The organism is Streptomyces sp. NPDC012466 (genome assembly GCF_042955215.1).
In the GTDB taxonomy this organism is placed as follows: Bacteria; Actinomycetota; Actinomycetes; order Streptomycetales; family Streptomycetaceae; genus Streptomyces.
Genome location: NZ_JBIBEQ010000003.1, coordinates 656039 through 673829, shown reverse-complemented (window position 1 = coordinate 673829; position 17791 = coordinate 656039). Strand labels below are relative to the sequence as shown.

Genomic DNA, 17791 nt, shown 5'->3' with positions numbered 1-17791 from the left:
GAGGCCCACGTGTCGTACAGGGAGCGCCAGGCAGTGACGGACGCGGAGGACCGCAAACCGAAGTCGGACGAGGCGAGGAGTGCGTTCCTGCCTCCGGCCGGGACGGGCGTCGACGGGGACATGTCGACGACGTCGGAGTTCGCGATCCCCGAGGGCCTGGCCCTGCACAGAACGGCCGGCACGGAGTCCGACACGACGTCCGAGTTCGCCGTGCCGCAGGGGCTGGACGTCCATGCCGCACCCCCGGCGGAGCAGGAGGGGTCGGCGTTCACCCCGCCGAGTACGTACAGCTCGAAGCACCCCCCGACGGCTTTCACACCGCCGAGCGGGATCCCCGTGGTCAGCCTGACCAAGGACGTGCCCTGGCAGGACCGGATGCGCACGATGCTGCGCATGCCGGTGGCCGAGCGGCCCGCGCCCGAGGCGATCCAGCGCAGCAGCGACGAGTCCGGGCCCGCGGTGCCGCGCGTGCTCGACCTGACGCTGCGTATCGGCGAGCTGCTGCTGGCGGGCGGTGAGGGGGCCGAGGACGTGGAGGCGGCCATGTTCGCCGTCTGCCGGTCCTACGGCCTGGACCGCTGCGAGCCCAACGTCACGTTCACGCTGCTGGCGATCTCCTATCAGCCGTCCCTGGTCGACGACCCGATCACGGCGTCGCGGACCGTGCGGCGCCGGGGCACCGACTACACGCGGCTGGCGGCCGTGTACCAGCTGGTGGACGACCTCAGCGACGACGAGACGGCGGTCTCCCTGGAGGAGGCCTACCGGCGGCTGGCGGAGATCCGCCGCAACCGGCACCCCTACCCCGGCTGGGCGCTGACCGGTGCGAGCGGGCTGCTGGCCGGTGCGGCCTCCGTGCTCGTCGGCGGTGACCTGATCGTGTTCGTCGCGGCGGCGCTGGGCGCGATGCTCGGTGACCGGCTGGCGTGGCTGTGCGCGGGGCGCGGACTGCCGGAGTTCTACCAGTTCACGGTGGCCGCGATGCCGCCGGCCGCGATCGGTATCGCCCTGACGCTGGCCCACGTCGACGTGAAGGCGTCGGCGGTGATCACCGGTGGGCTGTTCGCGCTGCTGCCCGGGCGGGCGCTGGTGGCGGGTGTGCAGGACGGTCTGACCGGCTTCTACATCACCGCGTCCGCGCGTCTGCTGGAGGTCATGTACTTCTTCGTGGGCATCGTCGCGGGTGTGCTGCTGATGCTGTACTTCGGCGTGCAGTTGGGGGCGCGGCTCAACCCCGACCAGGCGCTCGGGGCCTCCGACGACCCGTTGGTCATGATCGGCGCGTCGATGCTGCTGTCACTGGCGTTCGCGGTGCTGCTCCAGCAGGAACGATCCACCGTGGTGTGGGTGACGCTGAACGGCGGTGTCGCGTGGGTCGTGTTCGGCGCGATGCACTACGTGGGGGACATCTCGCCGGTGGCGTCCACGGCGGCGGCAGCGGGGCTGGTGGGGCTGTTCGGGCAGTTGCTGTCGCGGTATCAGTTCGCCTCCGCCCTGCCCTACACGACCGCGGCGATCGGGCCCCTGCTGCCGGGTTCCGCGACGTACTTCGGGCTGCTGGCGATCGCGCAGAACGAGGTGGACGAGGGGCTGGTGTCGCTGTCCGCGGCGGTTGCGCTCGCCATGGCCATCGCCATCGGGGTGAATCTCGGGTCCGAGATCTCCCGGATGTTCCTGCGGATCGGGTCCGCGGAGAAGCGGCGGGCCGCCAAGCGGACCAGGGGTTTCTAGCCGTCGGCGGCCGTGGGCCGTTGGAGTGAGGCGGTTCAGTAGCCGCCGTTGTACGGCTGCTGGTGGCCGCCGCCCTGCTGCTGGTGGCCGTAGCCCGGGGCCTGCGGGTACTGGTTGTAGTACTGCTGGTCGTCGTAGCCGTTCTGGTTGCCGTACGGCGGCTGCTGCGGCTGGTGGTGGTGGGGCGGCTGGTCCTGCGGGGTGATGCGGCGGAGCTGGGTCGTGGCGTCGTCCATCACGGGGGGCTGCTGCCGCTCCGCGGGGGCCTGCGCCGCCTCGCGCTTCTTCTTCGAGCGGTCCCGCAGGTACTCGATGATGATCGGGACGACGGAGAGCAGGACGATCAGGACGAGGATCGGCTCGACGTTCTTCTTGATGAAGGCGATCTGGCCGAGCCAGTAACCCGCGAGGGTGACGCCGGTGCCCCAGGCGATGCCGCCGATGACGTTGTACGTGAGGAACGTGCGGTACTTCATGCGGCCGGCGCCGGCCACGATGGGCGCGAAGGTGCGCACGATGGGCACGAAGCGGGCCAGCACGATCGCCTTGGGACCGTACTTCTCCATGAACTCGTGCGCCTTGTCCAGGTTCTCCTGCTTGAAGAGCTTGGAGTTGGGGCGGCTGAAGAGCTTCGGGCCCAGGAACTTGCCGATCATGTAGCCCACTTGGTCGCCGAGGACGGCGGCGAGCACGATCAGCGTGCAGACCAGCCACAGCGGCTGGCTGATGTAGGTGCCCTCGGCCACGAAGAGGCCGGCGGTGAACAGCAGGGAGTCGCCGGGCAGGAAGGCGAAGAGACCGGACTCCGCGAAGACGATGAGCAGGATGCCGGGCAGGCTGAACGTCGAGATCAGGTAGTCCGGGCTGAGCCACTCGGGGCCGAGCGCAAGCGTGGTCACGGGGATGTGGCTCCTGCTGCTGTGGGGTACGGGCGGGGCTGGCTGCCTCAAAGTATCAACGCAGCCGTCATGGCCCAGGTTCCATGGGCGTACTCAGGATGCACTGTGCGCGGTCCCGGTCAAAGCTGTGCACCATGGGCATCGATGAATACGGCGGCGGACAGGGCCCGGAGCCCGACGTCCTCGTCGTCACCACGAACGACATTCCCGGCTACCACGTGCGCGAGGTGATCGGCGAGGTCTTCGGCCTGACCGTGCGCTCCCGGCACCTGGGGAGCCAGATCGGCGCCGGGCTGAAGTCGATGGTCGGCGGCGAACTGCGCGGGCTCACCAAGACGCTCGTGCAGACCCGCAACCAGGCCATGGAACGGCTCGTCGAACAGGCACGCGCGCGTGGCGCCAACGGCGTCCTCGCCTTCCGGTTCGACGTGACGGAGGCGGCGGACGTGGGCACCGAGGTGTGCGCGTACGGCACGGCGGTGGTCCTGACCCGGGAGTGAGACACTCCCGGGCCGGGGATCAGGAGGTGTGACGCGCGGCGTTCGCGGCGATCGCGTCCTTCAGGTGCTCGGCGAGGCCCGGGCGCATCGCGTCGTAGAACGCCTTGAAGCGCTCGTCCGAGACGTACATCTCGCCGAGGCAGCGGTGGAGCTCGTAGGAGCACTCGTAGAACCACGTGCAGATGTGCTGCCGGTGCTCCTCCGCCAGGGTCATGGCCGCCTCGCCGGTGGGCGGCTCGTCCGCCGACATCAGGGCGCCGTAACGCTCCCCCCAGTCGGCGGCCTCGGCCTGGATGCGCTTCCAGTCCTCCTTGGTGTAGCGCGCGGTGCGGCGCTGCGACTCGGCGTACTCGTCCGTGTCGCCCCAGCGCTCCTCCACCTCGTCGGCGTACTGCTCCGGGTCCTTGCCCCCGAAGACCTCGAACTTCTCCTCGGGTGTGAGGTTGAGTCCCATTTTGCGTGCCTCCATGGCGTGCTCCACGGCCGCCGCCATCTTGCGCAGCTTCTCGATCCGGGCGGTCAGCAGTTCGTGCTGCCGGCGCAGGTGCGCGCGCGGGTCCGCGTCCGGGTCGTCCAGCAGGGCGGCGACCTCGTCGAGCGGGAAGCCGAGCGCCCGGTAGAACAGGATCTGCTGCAGCCGGTCGAGGTCGGCCTCGTTGTAGCGCCGGTGGCCCGCACGGCTGCGCTCGCTCGGGACGAGCAGGCCGATGTCGTCGTAGTGGTGCAGCGTGCGCACCGTGACGCCGGCGAAGCCCGCGACCTGTCCCACGGAGTAGCTCACTTCCGCTCCCTTCTTCTTCCGTGCTCCACGGTCGGGCCTCACGCCACGTGAGGTGCAAGCGTGTTCCCTGTTTGTCACCTTTGCGGCGTTTATGGTGTGCGCGTGGTCCAGGATCCCGCTCAGCAGGCGCCCTCCGTCGCCCCCGCGACTCCCGCCCGCGCCCTGTTGCCGACGATCCTGCCCGCTCTGGCCGTGGGGATCCTGTCCAGCCTGGTCCTGGTGGGGGTGGAGGTCGCCGCTGAGGAGCTCCAGGACGTGCTCTGGGGGCCGCTGCCGGACGCGCTGGGCATCGGCCGGTACTCCGTGGCGTGGATGTTCGTGATGCTCTTCGCGACGGGCGTCGCGGTCGGGCTGGTGGTGTGGAAGGCGCCGGGGCACGCCGGCCCGGATCCGGCGACGGTCGGACTGGACGCCCCTGTGCTGCCACCCGTGGTGCTGCCGGGACTGCTGCTGGTGACCGCGCTGATGCTGGCCGGCGGGCCCAGCCTCGGCCCGGAGAATCCCATCATCACCGTGAACGTCGCCCTGGCGGCCTGGCTGGGCGCCCGGCTCGTGCCGCGGGCGCCGGGCCGGGTCTGGCCGGCGCTGGCCGAGGCGGCGACGATCGGCGCCCTGTTCGGCACGCCGGTCGCGGCCGCCCTGGTGATCTCCGAGGCGCTGGCCGTACGGGAGACCCGCGGGCTGCTGTGGGACAACGTCTTCGCGCCGCTGACCGCCGGCATGGCCGGTGCCCTCACCGCCACCCTCATCGACCATCCGAGCTTCGACCTGGACCTGCCCTCCTTCGGCCGGCCCGGCTGGGGCGACCTGCTGTCCGCGGTCGTGGTCGCCTCGGTGGGCGCCCTGCTCGGCATGGCCATCGTGCGGTCCTTCCCGTACGTCCACGGCGTCTTCCGCCGGCTGCGCCACCCGATGCTGATGCTCCCGGCGGGCGGCCTCGTGCTGGGCGCCCTCGCGGCCCTGGGCGGTCATCTGACGCTGTTCAAGGGGCTCGACGAGATCGCCGAGCTCGCGCGGGACCCGGACGGCCGGTCGGCCGGGGAGTACGCCCTGCTGACGGTCGTGAAACTGGCCGCGCTGCTGGTCGCGGCGTCCTGCGGCTTCCGGGGCGGGCGGATCTTCCCGGCGGTGTTCGTCGGCACCGCCCTCGGCCTGGGCGCCCACGCCCTGGTGTCGGGGGTGCACCCCTCGGTCGGCGTCTCGGCCGCCGTCCTCGGGTTGCTGCTGGCCATCACCCGGCAGGGCTGGGTGAGCCTGTTCGTCGCCGCGGTGCTGGTCGACTCGCCGGGGATCATCGCTGTGCTCTGCATCGCCTCACTGCCCGCCTGGCTGCTGGTGACGGGCCGGCCGCAGATGCAGCTGCGCGACGACGGCACGCCCGTCCGCTGACGCCCTCTCCCCCCTTTCAACCCCTGGAGGCACCCATGCCGTTCACCGAAGACTCCCCCCGGCCCGGCGACCGCCGCCTGTCCGTCAACCCCTTCTACGGCCCCGCCAACCCGCTCGGAGGCATGGCCGAGGCCCCGCCCACGCACCGGCTCCCGGACCAGCCCATGGCCCCGGCGACCGCCCACCAGCTGGTGCGCGACGAGCTGATGCTCGACGGCAACGCGCGGCTGAACCTCGCCACCTTCGTCACCACCTGGATGGAGCCGGAGGCGGGGGTGCTGATGGCGGAGTGCCGGGACAAGAACATGATCGACAAGGACGAGTACCCGCGCACCGCCGAACTGGAGCGGCGCTGCGTGGCGATGCTCGCCGACCTGTGGCACGCACCCGACCCGGCGAGTGCCGTGGGGTGCTCGACGACCGGGTCGAGCGAGGCGTGCATGCTCGCCGGGATGGCGCTCAAGCGGCGCTGGGCCACGCGCAACGCCGACCGCTACCCCGGGGCCCGGCCCAACCTGGTGATGGGCGTGAACGTGCAGGTCTGCTGGGAGAAGTTCTGCAACTTCTGGGAGGTGGAGGCCCGGCTGGTGCCCATGGAGGGCGAGCGGTTCCACCTGGACCCGCAGGCCGCCGCCGAGCTCTGCGACGAGAACACCATCGGGGTCGTCGGGATCCTGGGCTCCACCTTCGACGGCTCCTACGAACCGATCGCCGAGCTCTGCGCGGCGCTGGACGCGGTCCAGGAGCGCACCGGGCTCGACATCCCCGTGCATGTGGACGGGGCGTCGGGCGCCATGGTCGCGCCGTTCCTCGACGAGGACCTGGTGTGGGACTTCCGGCTGCCGAGGGTGGCGTCGATCAACACCTCGGGGCACAAGTACGGGCTGGTCTACCCGGGCGTCGGCTGGGCACTGTGGCGGGACGCGGAGGCACTGCCGGAGGAGCTGGTGTTCCGGGTGAACTACCTGGGCGGCGACATGCCGACGTTCGCGCTCAACTTCTCCCGGCCGGGCGCGCAGGTCGTGGCCCAGTACTACACGTTCCTGCGGCTGGGACGGGACGGCTACCGGGCCGTCCAGCAGGCCGCTCGGGACGTGGCCACGGAGCTGGCCGGACGGGTCGAGGCGCTCGGCGACTTCCGGCTGCTCACCCGGGGCGACCAGTTGCCGGTGTTCGCCTTCACGACGGCGCCGGACGTGAGGGCGTACGACGTCTTCGACGTCTCCCGGCGGCTGCGCGAGAGCGGCTGGCTGGTGCCCGCGTACACCTTCCCGGAGAACCGGGAGGACCTGTCCGTGCTGCGGGTGGTGTGCCGCAACGGCTTCTCCGCCGACCTCGCCGAGCTGCTCGCGCAGGACCTGGAGCGACTGCTGCCGGATCTGCGCCGGCAGCCGCGCCCGCTGACCGAGGACAAGGGCGCGGCGACCAGCTTCCACCACTAGGGGGTGTCGCCGGGCTTCAGCGGCTCAGACGGCCGAACCGGCGTACCGCCAGGGGGAAGAACACCGCCAGCAGGGCCAGGGGCCAGACGACCGCCTCCCACGCGTGCCCGGGCTCCGTGCCGGGCACGCCGAACAGGTTCCGTACGGCCGTGGCGGTGTGGGACATCGGGTTCCACTCGACGACCGTGCCCAGCCAGCCGGGCATGGAGCCGGGGGCGGCCAGGGCGTTGGAGAGGAAACCGACCGGCCAGACCAGGATCTGCACCGCCTGGACCATCTCCGGCTTGCCGGCCACCAGGGCCAGGTGGATGCCGATCCACAGCATGGCGAACCGGAACAGGAGCAGCAGGCCCACGGCCCCGAGGAGAGCCGTCGGGCCGCCTCCCGGCCGCCAGCCGAGAGCGGCGCCCACGCCGAGGAGCACGACCAGGGCCAGCGCCGACTGGAGCATGTCGGCGGCCGAACGGCCCACCAGAACCGCCCCGTTGGCCATCGGCATGGAGCGGAACCGGTCGATGACGCCCTTGTTGAGGTCCTGCGTGACGGCGAGCATCGTGCCCTCCAGGCCGAAGGCCATGGTGAGCGCGAGCATGCCGGGAATCAGGTAGTCGCGGTACTCGCCGCTCACGCCCCGGCCGCCGCCGACCAGGTAGCCGAACATCAGCAGCAGCATCACCGGGAAGACCAGGTTGACGGCCAGCTGCACCGGCTGCCGTCCCCAGCGGGCGAGTTCGCGGCGGGTCATGGTCCAGGAGTCGGTCAGGGCGTAGGCGCTCACGCGGCCTCCTTCACTCGGCGGTCGTCCCCGGTGAGGTGCAGGAACACCTCGTCCAGCGTCGGGCGGCGCAGGGCGACGTCCTCCGCCTCGATCCCGGCCTCATGGAGGGCCCGTACGACCCCGGAGAGCGCCGCCATGCGGTCGGTGACCGGGGCGCTGAGCAGCCGGCGGTCGGCGTCGACGCTGACCCCCGTGAGGGGCAACAGGGCGACGGCGGCTCCCAGTTGGCCGCCGTTCCGCAGGACCACGTCGATGCGGTCGCCGCCGGTGTCGGCCTTCAGCTCGTCCGCCGTGCCCTCGGCGATGACCCGGCCGGCGTCGACGACCGAGATGCGGTCGGCGAGCTGATCGGCCTCCTCCAGGTACTGGGTGGTGAGCAGGACCGTCGTACCGCCGCCGACCAGGGAGCGGACCGAGGCCCACACCTCGGCGCGGCCCCGCGGGTCGAGGCCGGTGGTGGGCTCGTCCAGGAACAGCACCTCCGGCTCGGTGATCAGGGAGGCGGCGAGGTCCAGGCGGCGCCGCATGCCGCCGCTGTACTGCCGGACCGCCTTGCGGCCGGTGTCGGTCAGACCGAAGCGCTCCAGGAGTTCGCCGGCACGCGCGCGTGCCCGCCTCGCTCCCAGGTGGTGCAGCCGGCCGAACAGCTCCAGGTTCTGCCGGCCGCCGAGCTCCTCGTCGAGCGCGGCGTGCTGGCCGAGCAGGCCGATGCGCAGCCGCACGGCGTACGCCTCGCGCACCACGTCGTGCCCTGCCACCTCGATCCGGCCCGCGTCGGGGCGCAGCAGGGTGGACAGGATCCTCACCAGGGTGGTCTTGCCCGCGCCGTTCGGACCGAGCACTCCGTGCACCGTGCCGCGCGCGACCGTGAGGTCGAGCCCGTTCAGCGCCTTCTTGTCGCCGTACGTCTTCTCCGCGCCTTCGACGGTGATCGCCGTGTCGGCCAATGGATCTCCCTCGCTAGTCAAACTTGACTACACGCTTAAAGGTAAACCCGCCCGATCCATTCGTCAAACTTGATTAGTGAGCGTCCCCGGGATGCCGTTCCCCCGTCGCGTACGGGTTCTCCTCGCCCTCGGCCAGGACGCCGACGAACGGGTCGCCCTCGTCGGCGAAGGTGTAGGCGCCGCCCTCGATGCGCTCGATGAGACCGCGGGTCCACTCGGCCTCGGAGTCGGCCGTGTGGACCCACATGTTCATGATCTCGCCGATGTGCCCGAGCTGCCCGGGACCCTCCTCGGGCACGTAGTGCTCCAGGACGGAGGCCCGCCACTGCTCGATCCTGAGGGTCCGCTCCTTCAGCAGCGCGACCGCCTCGGCACGCGGCAGGTCGACGACGAAGCCGACGGCGGCCGTCTTCAAGTCCCCGCGCTGTTCGTAGGTGACCAGCGCCTCACGCAGCATCCGGAAGTACTCCTCGGTCCCCTGCCCGGTGATCTCGTACTCCGTGCGCGGCGGGCCGCCGGCCGTCGACGGGGCGATCTCGTGCGCGTGCAGCAGCCCCTGCTTCGCCAGCTGCTTCAGCGCGTGGTAGATCGAGCCGGGCTTGGCGCTGGACCACTCGTGCGCGCCCCAGTACTCCAGGTCGTTGCGCACCTGGTAGCCGTGGGCGCGGCCGTGCATACGGACCGCGCCGAGCACGAGGAGACGGATGGTTGACATGCGGTCCAGGTTATGGCCCGGCCGTCACCTGCTGCTCCTCGGCCACCAGCTCGAAGGCGGTCCTGCCGTTCAGGGACTCACGGATGATGTCGGCGTGACCGGCGTGCCGGGCCGTCTCGCGGATGAGGTGGAGGCAGAGCCAGCGGTGCGAGACCCGGCCGTCCGGCGGGAACCAGGGCTGGGCCGGCAGCGCGAAGGTGTCGTCGAGGCTCGGGACCGAGTGGATGTACGCCTCCGTCTCGGCGGCCACCTTCTCCCAGTAGGCCAGCTGCGACGCGACCGTCTCGCCCTCGACCAGTTGGAAGCACTCGTGCCAGTTGCTCTGGTCCCGCACGACGGCCGGCGGCTCGCCCTTGGCCAGGGAGATCCACATCTGCTCGACCTCGGCGACGTGCTTGACCAGCCCGGCGAGGGACAGCTCACTGGCGCTGGGGCGGGAGCCCGCCTGCTCGTCCGTCAGCCCGAGCACCGCCCGGCGGACGCCGCCGCGCTGCTCGGCGATGAAGGACAGGAGCGCCCCGCGCTCGTCGCCGTGTGCCTCAGCCGGAACGTGCATGACCATGACCGCCGCCTTTCGCCAGGCCCGGGGGCCTCTCCCCCTGACACCGACAAAGCTACGGACCCTTGCGGTCAGGTTCTGTCCGCAAGGGTCCGGGCGCCGACGATTTCTAGAACGGGAAGCCGCTCCGGCCGTGCTGCACCGAGATCCACTTGGTCGTGGTGAACGAGTCCAGCATCGTGTCGCCGTTGAGCCGGCCGATGCCCGAGTGCTTCTCGCCGCCGAACGGGACGATCGGCTCGTCGTGGACCGTGCCGTCGTTCACGTGGAACATGCCCGTGTCGATCTGCTTGGCGAAGGCGACCCCGCGCTCGATGTTCCCGGTGTGCACGGCACCGCTCAGCCCGTACGGGGTGTCGTTGACGAGGCGTACGGCCTCCTCCTCGCCGTCGAACGGGACGAGGAACGCGACCGGGCCGAAGACCTCCTGCCTGAGCAGCGCCGAGTCGGCCGGGACGCCGGTCAGCACGGACGGCTCGACGAGGTTGTCGGTGCGCCCGCCGCGCACCAGGGCCGTGGCGCCCTCGGCGAGGGCCTGCTCGACCACACCGGAGACGGCGTCCGCCTGCGAGGAGTTGATGACCGGGCCGATGACGGTCTCCGGGTCGCGCGGGTCGCCCGCCTTGAGGGTCCTCACCTTGGCGACGAACTTCTCGGTGAACTCGTCCGCGACCGCACGGTCCACGAGGATCCGGTTGGCGGCCATGCAGACCTGGCCCTGATGGACGTACCGGCTGAAGACGGCCGCGTCGACCGCGTAGTCGACGTCGGCGTCGTCGAGGACCACCAGCGCGCTGTTGCCGCCCAGTTCCAGGACCGAGCGCTTGAACAGCCGGGCGCAGACCGTCGCCACGTGCCGGCCGACCTGGTCGGAGCCGGTGAAGGAGATGACCTTGGGGACCGGGTGCTCGATGAACGCGTCGCCGATCTCCGCGATGTCGGTGATGACGACGTTCAGCAGCCCGCCGGGCAGCCCCGCGTCCTCGAAGAGCTTCGCGACCAGGGAGCCGCCGACGATCGGCGTGTTCTGGTGCGGCTTGAGCACCACGGCGTTGCCGAGCGCGAGCGCCGGGGCGACGGACTTGATCGACAGCAGGAACGGGAAGTTGAAGGGGCTGATCACGCCCACGACACCGACCGGCACGCGGTAGACGCGGTTCTCCTTGCCGTCCACCGGCGAGGGGATGATCCGGCCCTCGGGGGCCAGCGCCAGATGGACCGCCTCGCGCAGGAACTCCTTGGCGAGGTGCAGCTCGAAGGCGGCCTTCAGGCGCGTGCCGCCGAGCTCGGCGATGATGGCCTCGGAGATCTCGGCCTCGCGCTCCTCGATCAGGCGCAGCGCCTTCTCGAAGACCGCCCGGCGGGCGTAGGGGTTGGTCGCGGCCCACTGCTTCTGGGCGCGGGCGGCGGCCCGGTACGCCTGATCGACCTCGTCGGCCGTGGCTATGGTGATCGACGCGAGCTTCTCGTCGTCGTACGGGTTGAAGTCGATGATGTCCCAGGAACCGGTGCCCGGGCGCCACTCACCGTCGATGTACTGCTGTGCAAGGTCGGTGAAGCAGGACGACGACAATGTGATCCCTCGATCCCTAAGCAGACCCCTGATCGCGCCTTCACGATCTGATCACACGTCATCGTACTTGCGTTTGAGGCGAGTTGGAGGGGTCCTTCGGGAGAGGAGGGGTCCTTCAGGAGAGCTGGAGGAGTCCTCGCAGGAGGTCCCGGCTCTCCGAGGGGCCCGGGCTCTCGCTCTGGAGTTCCTTGAGGGCCTTCTCGTACTGGGCGACGTCCTCGGCCTTGTCCAGGTACAGCGCGCTGGTGAGCTGCTCCAGGTAGACGACGTCCGACAGGTCCGACTCCGGGAAGCTGAGGATCGTGAACGCGCCACTTTCGCCGGAGTGGCCGCCGAGGCTGAACGGCACCACCTGGAGCCGTACGTTGGGCCGCTCGGAGATCTCGATGAGGTGCTGGAGCTGGCCGCGCATCACCTCGCGGTCGCCGTACGGGCGGCGCAGGGCGGCCTCGTCCAGGATGATGTGGAAGTCGGGCGCGCGCTCGTCCACGAGGTACTTCTGGCGCTCCAGACGCAGCGCCACGCGGCGCTCGACGTCGGCCTCGCTCGCCCCCTGCATGCCCCGCCGGACCACCGCATGGGCGTACGCCTCGGTCTGCAGCAGCCCGTGCACGAACTGCACCTCGTAGGCCCGGATCAAGGACGCGGCGCCCTCCAGGCCGACGTAGGTCGGGAACCAGCTGGGCAGCACGTCCGAGTAACTGTGCCACCACCCGGCGACATTGGCCTCTTTCGCCAGGGACAGCAGGGAGGCGCGCTCCTGCTCGTCCGTGATGCCGTACAGGGTCAGCAGGTCCTCTACGTCCCTTGTCTTGAAGCTCACCCGGCCCAACTCCATCCGGCTGATCTTCGACTCGGAGGCGCGGATCGAGTAGCCCGCCGCCTCGCGCGTGATGCCCCGCGCCTCACGCAGTCGCCTGAGTTGTGATCCGAGCAGCATGCGCCGCACCACCGATCCCGGCTCTCCCGCGCTCACGTTCGCCAGCCTCCCCAACGTCTTCAAGGGCCGCAGTCTGCCACTAAAACACTTCGAGCAGTACTCGTCCGGTTACGGAAACGGAATCGAGTCGGTCGACGCTCGCGCGCGGGAGCAAGAGAAGGCAAGTGAACGGCCAAAGAGCGACGCGTAGATGACGGAAAAATTGACCAACAAGCGGTACGGGACGTCGCATTCCGGTCACGTGCACGTGCATCTGCCCTTGCATCTGCTGTACGCATCCGAAACCATGGTGCCGCACCACCGCCGCATCGCACCGACCGCGAATTCCCGGGAGTGCCTCGCATGGGGACGAATGGATCGACCATGCTCGAGCCGTTACGGCAGGGCCTTCCGCCGCTGGACCCCGCGGCCGTGTCCGACGCCGCCTCCTGCGCTCTGCCCGCCCGCTACGAAGCGGTGCGCGAGGCACGGCGGTTCACCCGCAGAACCCTCGACCAGTGGGACATGGGCGACCGGTTCGACGACGTCTGCCTGGTGGTCTCGGAACTCGTCACCAACGCCCTGCGGCACGGTCTGCCGGCGAACAGCGCGTGTGTCAGCGGACGGGAACCTCCCGTGCGGCTGCACCTGATGCGGTGGACCGAGCGGCTGGTGTGCGCGGTGCGCGACCCCAGCCACGACAGTCCGGTCACCCGGGAGGCCGACGACTTCTCGGCCGAGTCGGGCCGCGGGCTGTTCCTCGTCGACTCCTTCAGCGACAGCTGGGGCTGGCACCCGCTGGCGGGCGCGCTCGACGGCAAGCTGGTCTGGGCGCTGTTCCGGCTGCCCCGGGCCGATTCACGGCCGCACGGGGAATGAGAAACCGCGGCGCTTCGTCGCGCCGCGGTTCTACGCGCGTCACTGCGCAGCGGACGTCGAAGGCCGCCCTGCCGGAGTCAGGGCCTCATCCCACCAGGTGGTCGAACTCGCCGTCCTTCACGCCCAGGAGCATCGCCTCGATCTCCGCACGGGTGTAGACCAGTGCGGGACCGTCGGGGAAGCGTGAGTTGCGGACGGCCACGTCCCCGCCCGGCAACCGGGCGAACTCCACGCACGACCCCTGCGAGTTGCTGTGCCGGCTCTTCTGCCAGGCCACACCGTGCAGCCCGGCGGCCGCCATACCGTTGTACACGTCGTGGTCCACAGGTCGCTCCCCGATGGTGCACTGGCTGGTGTGGCCATTGATGCAGTGGTCAACTGACCCGGATCATAGCTCTGTTCATGTGCAGTTGCATGGGCAGATGCACGTGCACGCCGGGTGGTCCTGCGGTTACAGCTTTGACGACCGCTTTACCGAAGTTCTTGACTGTTTGACGGCTCGGCCCCACCTCCCGTTCCCGAAGGCCCGCGAAGGAGTCGGTGGGTTCGGCGGAGGTCCGGTGGAGGCGGAGCATCCGCTCGACGGCCGGACGCGCGGTCGCGCGGCGTCCCTGCCCAAGAAGCGGGAGCTGGGGCGCGGGGCCCGGGAAGGGCCGTTCGGCCGGCCGACCGGCATCCGGAAGACGGCCGCGGCCTGCGGGGACGGGGAGAAATGGGCCTGTCGCAGGAGGGCGGGGTCCTCTCCCCGTCCGGTGCGGTGCTCGGCCCATCGCCGGACACGCGCTCGGGTCCCGGCCCCGTCCGACCACGCCGCACGCCTCCCGCAGCACCCCGGCGGACGACCTCCGTGAGGCCACCCGGACCGGCCAAGGGGCCCGGTCCCGGCCACCTCCCATGCCCTCCGCCGCCGACCGGCCGACGGCGATGTCCGGCCCGGCGGACTCCTGGGCAGGCGGGCCCCCAGCAGTCAAGCGTGGGGAAGCTCACCCGGGCCGGACGGGCTCAGCGGCCGACGAAGGGGAGCAAGACCACGCGCAGGCACGGGACAGCCGTGGCCGTCTCAGCGGGATCCCCCGCGCGCACTCGCCTGTCTCGACGGCCCGAAACGCGGGTCCCGCGGCCGGCCGGACACCTGCATGGGCAGAAGGCCCCCCAGCCCTGGAGCGTGGGGGACCTCACCCGGGCCGGGCGGGTTCAGCGGGCGGAGTAGGGCAGCAGGGCCATCTCGCGTGCGTTCTTGATGGCCCTGGCCAGTTGCCGCTGCTGCTGGGACGACACCCGGGTGACGCGGCGGCTGCGGATCTTCCCGCGGTCGGAGATGAACTTCCGCAGCAGCTCGGTGTCCTTGTAGTCGATGTAGGTGATCCCGGCCTGGTCCAGGGGATTGGGCCGGTCCTTGGCGGGCTTGCGGTCGGGCTTGCGCGGCATGGGGGTCAGACCTCCAGGAGGGTGTCGAAGGCGTGCGGCAGCCGCTGCCAGGCATCGCGCCCGGCGGCGTACTCGGCATCGGTGAGCAGGCAGGACTCCAGCAGCCGCTCCAGGCCGTCCCGGTCGAGGCCGGGCGAGGTGAAGACGAGGTGCTGGCCGCGGTCACCGTGCTCGGGGTGCCAGTCCAGTGCGGCGGCGGCGCGGCGCACCGGCGGGACCATCTCCCAGGCCGCGTCCGGCAGGGAGGCCAGCCACGGGCCCGCGCTCTCCACGCACAGGGCCCCGCCCGCCGCGTCCCAGTGGAACAGCGTGTCGGGCTTGTCGGCGAGCCAGAACCGGCCGCGACTGCGGGCGGCCGCGCAAGTCAGGTCCTCCAGCGCGGCGTAGAGCCGCTCCGGGTGGAAGGGACGGCGCCGGCTCCAGACCAGGGTGGAGACGCCGTGCGCGTCGGCCTCGGCGGGCAGCAGGGCGCAGGCCGGATGCTGGGCGGCGGCGGCCGCCTCGACATCGAAGCCCGCCAGGGCGGCCCGGGCCAGGGACGAGAGCGGGCGCCGGCGTGGGGTCGGCACCGTCAGACCGTCGTCGGAGGGGCCTGCGGGGGCCTCTTGCCCGATCGGAGCCTGGCGGGCCGTCGGATGCAGTTGCGCGAGCAACTCGCGGTCCTCGTCGTCGGCCTCCGGGGAGTCGGCGACCGCGAGGACGGGGGCGTACTCCAGCTGGCGCGCGAAGGTGTCGGCGACCGTGCGCTGGTCGGTCGCGGCGGCGGCGAGACCGCCGTCGGCCAGGTCGTCGCCGTTGCCGAGGTACGGCAGGACCAGGGCCGGGTCGACGGCGGTGATCACGCCGCTGACGGTGAGCCCGCCGGCCGTGACGACCTCGGCCATGGCCTTGGGCTCGACGGAGTCCCACAGCTCGACGACCGCGAGCCGGGTGGCTCCGGCGTCCCGCAGCCGCTCCAGCTCCGGCACCAGGTCCTCGCGCAGGGCGCAGCACGCGCAGTCGTTGACGAGCGGCGCCTCCCCCGCGTCGAGGAGTCCGGAGGCGTCCCTGACGGTCCGTACGACCGTGCCCGCGGCGGCCGTCGACAGGTCGTGGTGGAGGACCACGCTGCCGGGCACGTCGGCGAGCAGCCGCGCGACGGCCGCCCTGCGGGCGTCGGCGTGCAGCCCGCCGACGATCACGACGGGGAGCTCGGGCACCGGGTCAGCCCTTCTTTCCGTACCGGCGCTCGAAGCGCTCCACGCGGCCGGCGGTGTCCAGGACGCGGGCCGTGCCGGTGTAGAAGGGGTGGCTGACGTCGGAGATCTCGACGTCCACGACCGGGTAGGTCCGGCCGTCCTCCCACTCGATCGTCTTCTCGCTCGTCATGGTCGAGCGGGTGAGGAAGGCGTAGTTCGCGGCACGGTCGCGGAAGACGACGGGGCCGTACTCCGGGTGGATTCCCTGGCGCATGGTCAGCGCTCCTCTCGGAAGTCGACGTGGCGGCCGGCGACGGGATCGAACTTGCGCAGGGTCAGTCGGTCCGGGTCGTTGCGGCGGTTCTTGCGGGTCACGTAGGTGAAGCCGGTCCCGGCGGTGGACCGGAGCTTGATGACCGGCCGGAGTTCGTTGCGTGCCATGCCGCTATGATACTGAAAATGAAATCCATTTCCATTGCTTAGGCAGAGAGGTACGTCACCACCATGTCCGCGCACTGCATGCTGACCGGCACCCGGCCCGGCTTCGGCAACCGCATCTCGCACTCCCACCGGCGCACGTCACGCCGGTTCGACCCCAACATCCAGTCCAAGCGCTACTGGCTGCCGAGCGAGGGCCGCTACGTCCGGCTCCGGCTGAGCGCCAGGGGGATCAAGACCGTCGACACGATCGGGGTCGAGGCGGCCGTCGCCCGGATCCGCGCCCGGGGAGTGAGGATCTGATGGCCAAGAAGAGCAAGATCGCGAAGAACGACCGGCGGCAGGAGATCGTCGCGCGCTACGCCGCCCGGCGGGCCGAACTGAAGGAGATCATCCGGCGGCCCTCGTCGACGGAGGCCGACCGGCTCGCCGCGCAGGCGGAGTTGCGCAGGCAGCCGCGCGACGCGAGCGCCACGCGCGTACGCAACCGCGACCAGGTGGACGGCCGTCCGCGCGGCTACTTCCGGGCGTTCGGGCTGTCCCGGGTGAGTCTGCGGGAGCAGGCGCACGCGGGGTATCTGCCCGGCGTGCGCAAGTCGTCCTGGTAAGAGGCGTTCCCGAGGGCTCTTGACGTGCCCTGGTAGCTTGCTGCGATCGTTCCGGCCATGAGGCCGGCCGGTGCCGTCCGGACCGGCCGGCCGGTCGGCCGGCTACAGCTTGGGGGCTTGCAGTGTCATCGGTGATCTTCTCGCGCCGCTCCGGCGCCGTGCGTGCCGCGGCGGCCGCCGCGGGGCTGGCGGGCGCACTCGCGCTGACCGCGTGCAGCAGTGGCGGCGACTCGGGCGACGACTCGGCCTCCAGCCCGGCCCCGTCCCTGTCGGCGTCCGCCGGAACGGTCGGCGGCTCCGGCGACGCCGGCTCCGGTGGGCCGGCCGGCGAGCTGGAGGGCAGCTGGCTCGCGACGACCGGCGGCAAGGCCGTGGCCTTGGTGATCACCGGCAAGCAGGCCGCGCTGTTCGCCACCGGCGGGAGCGTGTGCAGCGGCACGGCGGGCGAGGCGTCCGGGATGCGGATGATCCGCCTGAAGTGCACGGACGGTTCCAAGGACCGGGCGTCCGGCATGGTCGACTCCGTGAACGGGAGCAGCCTGAAGGTCACCTGGGAGGGCGGCCTCGGCGCGGAGACGTACACGAAGGCGGAGGGCGGCAAACTCCCGACGGGCCTGCCGACGGCGAGCCTCGGCTGACAGCTGACCTTTTACGGACGGGCCGCGACCGCCCTCGGACGGTACGGCCCGTCCGGTGTTGAGGGGGGAACGGCGGGGGTGTGTGTCCGGGGCCCGGGCGGCGGCCGGAGCGACATCGTCCGGGCGGCGGACGGGGTGGGCAGTCGCTTGCCGGGCCTGGCAGGGCAGGGTTCCGCCCTGCGCCGGACGGCCACCGGAGCCACACAGTCCGGGCCGCGCCCCAGGCGGCCAGTCGCTTGCCCAGCCCGGCAGGGCGGGGTTCCGCCCGGCGCCGGACGGCCACCGGAGCGACACAGTCCGGGCCGCGCCCCAGGCGGCCAGTCGCTTGCCCAGCCCGGCAGGGCGGGGTTCCGCCCGGCGCCGGACGGCCACCGGGGGTGCGTGGCCGT

21 protein-coding genes are annotated in these 17791 nt (G+C 71.3%); 8 read left to right on the top strand and 13 right to left on the bottom strand.

Annotated features, from left to right (window positions below; all coding sequences use genetic code 11):
* Positions 1-33: 33 nt before the first annotated feature.
* Positions 34-1731, top strand: a complete 1698-nt coding sequence (locus tag ACFY9E_RS15520; protein WP_390983499.1) for a threonine/serine exporter family protein — start codon at positions 34-36, stop codon at positions 1729-1731.
* A 35-nt stretch (positions 1732-1766) separates the two neighbouring features.
* Here ACFY9E_RS15520 and ACFY9E_RS15515 read toward each other — a convergent pair whose 3' ends face one another.
* Entirely contained in the window at positions 1767-2630 is an 864-nt protein-coding gene (locus tag ACFY9E_RS15515; protein ID WP_390983496.1) for a VTT domain-containing protein, read from the bottom strand.
* 134 nt (positions 2631-2764) lie between these two features.
* Between ACFY9E_RS15515 and ACFY9E_RS15510 the strand changes: the two genes are divergently transcribed.
* Positions 2765-3130 carry a YbjQ family protein gene (locus tag ACFY9E_RS15510; RefSeq protein WP_283967952.1) on the top strand — a complete coding sequence of 122 codons (366 nt, stop codon included), beginning with the start codon at positions 2765-2767 and terminating at the stop codon, positions 3128-3130.
* 19 nt (positions 3131-3149) lie between these two features.
* Here the strand turns inward: ACFY9E_RS15510 and ACFY9E_RS15505 are convergent, their stop codons facing one another.
* Positions 3150-3911, bottom strand: coding sequence for a TipAS antibiotic-recognition domain-containing protein (locus ACFY9E_RS15505; RefSeq protein WP_390983493.1), 762 nt, complete (start codon positions 3909-3911; stop codon positions 3150-3152).
* Positions 3912-4013: 102 nt separating this feature from the next.
* On the opposite strand from ACFY9E_RS15505, the gene ACFY9E_RS15500 reads away from it, so the two are divergent.
* Together ACFY9E_RS15500 and ACFY9E_RS15495 are read left to right on the top strand one after the other, a co-directional pair.
* Complete coding sequence (locus ACFY9E_RS15500) at positions 4014-5300, top strand: ion channel protein (RefSeq protein ID WP_390983492.1); 1287 nt, start codon at positions 4014-4016, stop codon at positions 5298-5300.
* A gap of 35 nt (positions 5301-5335) precedes the next feature.
* Positions 5336-6742: a glutamate decarboxylase gene (locus ACFY9E_RS15495; RefSeq protein WP_390983490.1), complete on the top strand. Its 1407-nt coding sequence runs from the start codon at positions 5336-5338 to the stop codon at positions 6740-6742.
* Between the two features lie 16 nt (positions 6743-6758).
* On the opposite strand, the gene ACFY9E_RS15490 is transcribed toward ACFY9E_RS15495, so the two are convergent.
* From ACFY9E_RS15490 to ACFY9E_RS15465, 6 genes are all read right to left on the bottom strand, one after another.
* Positions 6759-7520, bottom strand: coding sequence for an ABC transporter permease (locus ACFY9E_RS15490; protein WP_390983489.1), 762 nt, complete (start codon positions 7518-7520; stop codon positions 6759-6761).
* Positions 7517-8467, bottom strand: a complete 951-nt coding sequence (locus ACFY9E_RS15485; RefSeq protein ID WP_390983486.1) for an ATP-binding cassette domain-containing protein — start codon at positions 8465-8467, stop codon at positions 7517-7519. Before ACFY9E_RS15485 ends, ACFY9E_RS15490 begins: the two co-directional genes overlap by 4 nt.
* A 73-nt stretch (positions 8468-8540) precedes the next feature.
* Positions 8541-9182, bottom strand: a complete 642-nt coding sequence (locus ACFY9E_RS15480) for a helix-turn-helix transcriptional regulator (RefSeq protein WP_390983484.1) — start codon at positions 9180-9182, stop codon at positions 8541-8543.
* 10 nt (positions 9183-9192) lie between these two features.
* Positions 9193-9744, bottom strand: a complete 552-nt coding sequence (locus ACFY9E_RS15475; protein WP_390983481.1) for a DinB family protein — start codon at positions 9742-9744, stop codon at positions 9193-9195.
* A 106-nt stretch (positions 9745-9850) separates the two neighbouring features.
* Positions 9851-11314, bottom strand: a complete 1464-nt coding sequence (locus ACFY9E_RS15470; protein ID WP_390983479.1) for an aldehyde dehydrogenase family protein — start codon at positions 11312-11314, stop codon at positions 9851-9853.
* Positions 11315-11429: 115 nt separating this feature from the next.
* Positions 11430-12254, bottom strand: a complete 825-nt coding sequence (locus ACFY9E_RS15465) for a Scr1 family TA system antitoxin-like transcriptional regulator (RefSeq protein ID WP_390983711.1) — start codon at positions 12252-12254, stop codon at positions 11430-11432.
* A gap of 363 nt (positions 12255-12617) precedes the next feature.
* On the opposite strand from ACFY9E_RS15465, the gene ACFY9E_RS15460 reads away from it, so the two are divergent.
* Positions 12618-13112, top strand: a complete 495-nt coding sequence (locus tag ACFY9E_RS15460) for an ATP-binding protein (RefSeq protein ID WP_390983476.1) — start codon at positions 12618-12620, stop codon at positions 13110-13112.
* Between the two features lie 85 nt (positions 13113-13197).
* Here ACFY9E_RS15460 and ACFY9E_RS15455 read toward each other — a convergent pair whose 3' ends face one another.
* The 5 genes from ACFY9E_RS15455 to rpmG all read right to left on the bottom strand — a co-directional run bounded on the left by ACFY9E_RS15455 (position 13198) and on the right by rpmG (position 16159).
* A complete protein-coding gene (locus tag ACFY9E_RS15455; protein WP_283968392.1) occupies positions 13198-13413 on the bottom strand; it encodes a DUF397 domain-containing protein in 216 nt (71 codons plus the stop codon).
* 893 nt (positions 13414-14306) lie between these two features.
* Positions 14307-14540 carry a 30S ribosomal protein S18 gene (gene rpsR, locus ACFY9E_RS15450; RefSeq protein WP_390983473.1) on the bottom strand — a complete coding sequence of 78 codons (234 nt, stop codon included), beginning with the start codon at positions 14538-14540 and terminating at the stop codon, positions 14307-14309.
* Positions 14541-14545: 5 nt separating this feature from the next.
* The gene (locus ACFY9E_RS15445; protein WP_390983470.1) at positions 14546-15739 is read right to left on the bottom strand and encodes a GTP-binding protein; all 1194 of its coding nucleotides are present in this window, start codon (positions 15737-15739) and stop codon (positions 14546-14548) included.
* Between the two features lie 4 nt (positions 15740-15743).
* Positions 15744-15992, bottom strand: a complete 249-nt coding sequence (locus ACFY9E_RS15440; protein WP_390983467.1) for a type B 50S ribosomal protein L31 — start codon at positions 15990-15992, stop codon at positions 15744-15746.
* Positions 15993-15994: 2 nt separating this feature from the next.
* Positions 15995-16159: a 50S ribosomal protein L33 gene (gene rpmG / locus ACFY9E_RS15435; RefSeq protein ID WP_003991959.1), complete on the bottom strand. Its 165-nt coding sequence runs from the start codon at positions 16157-16159 to the stop codon at positions 15995-15997.
* A 63-nt stretch (positions 16160-16222) separates the two neighbouring features.
* Here rpmG and rpmB point away from each other — a divergent pair, with 63 nt between their 5' ends.
* From rpmB to ACFY9E_RS15420, 3 genes are all read left to right on the top strand, one after another.
* Positions 16223-16459 carry a 50S ribosomal protein L28 gene (gene rpmB / locus ACFY9E_RS15430; protein ID WP_390983464.1) on the top strand — a complete coding sequence of 79 codons (237 nt, stop codon included), beginning with the start codon at positions 16223-16225 and terminating at the stop codon, positions 16457-16459.
* Complete coding sequence (gene rpsN / locus ACFY9E_RS15425; protein ID WP_390983461.1) at positions 16459-16764, top strand: 30S ribosomal protein S14; 306 nt, start codon at positions 16459-16461, stop codon at positions 16762-16764. Before rpmB ends, rpsN begins: the two co-directional genes overlap by 1 nt.
* Positions 16765-16895: 131 nt before the next feature.
* Positions 16896-17402 carry a hypothetical protein gene (locus ACFY9E_RS15420; RefSeq protein ID WP_390983458.1) on the top strand — a complete coding sequence of 169 codons (507 nt, stop codon included), beginning with the start codon at positions 16896-16898 and terminating at the stop codon, positions 17400-17402.
* Positions 17403-17791 lie beyond the last annotated feature (389 nt).

What these genes read in the sequence shown, in the direction of transcription:
- ACFY9E_RS15510 (WP_283967952.1), top strand. Translation starts at nt 2,765, where the DNA reads ATGGGCATCGATGAATACGGCGGCGGACAGGGCCCGGAGCCCGACGTC.
- ACFY9E_RS15495 (WP_390983490.1), top strand. Translation starts at nt 5,336, where the DNA reads ATGCCGTTCACCGAAGACTCCCCCCGGCCCGGCGACCGCCGCCTGTCC.
- ACFY9E_RS15480 (WP_390983484.1), bottom strand. Translation starts at nt 9,182, where the DNA reads ATGTCAACCATCCGTCTCCTCGTGCTCGGCGCGGTCCGTATGCACGGC.
- ACFY9E_RS15475 (WP_390983481.1), bottom strand. Translation starts at nt 9,744, where the DNA reads ATGGTCATGCACGTTCCGGCTGAGGCACACGGCGACGAGCGCGGGGCG.
- ACFY9E_RS15465 (WP_390983711.1), bottom strand. Translation starts at nt 12,254, where the DNA reads ATGCTGCTCGGATCACAACTCAGGCGACTGCGTGAGGCGCGGGGCATC.
- ACFY9E_RS15460 (WP_390983476.1), top strand. Translation starts at nt 12,618, where the DNA reads ATGCTCGAGCCGTTACGGCAGGGCCTTCCGCCGCTGGACCCCGCGGCC.
- ACFY9E_RS15455 (WP_283968392.1), bottom strand. Translation starts at nt 13,413, where the DNA reads ATGGCGGCCGCCGGGCTGCACGGTGTGGCCTGGCAGAAGAGCCGGCAC.
- rpsR (WP_390983473.1), bottom strand. Translation starts at nt 14,540, where the DNA reads ATGCCGCGCAAGCCCGACCGCAAGCCCGCCAAGGACCGGCCCAATCCC.
- ACFY9E_RS15440 (WP_390983467.1), bottom strand. Translation starts at nt 15,992, where the DNA reads ATGCGCCAGGGAATCCACCCGGAGTACGGCCCCGTCGTCTTCCGCGAC.
- rpmG (WP_003991959.1), bottom strand. Translation starts at nt 16,159, where the DNA reads ATGGCACGCAACGAACTCCGGCCGGTCATCAAGCTCCGGTCCACCGCC.
- rpmB (WP_390983464.1), top strand. Translation starts at nt 16,223, where the DNA reads ATGTCCGCGCACTGCATGCTGACCGGCACCCGGCCCGGCTTCGGCAAC.
- rpsN (WP_390983461.1), top strand. Translation starts at nt 16,459, where the DNA reads ATGGCCAAGAAGAGCAAGATCGCGAAGAACGACCGGCGGCAGGAGATC.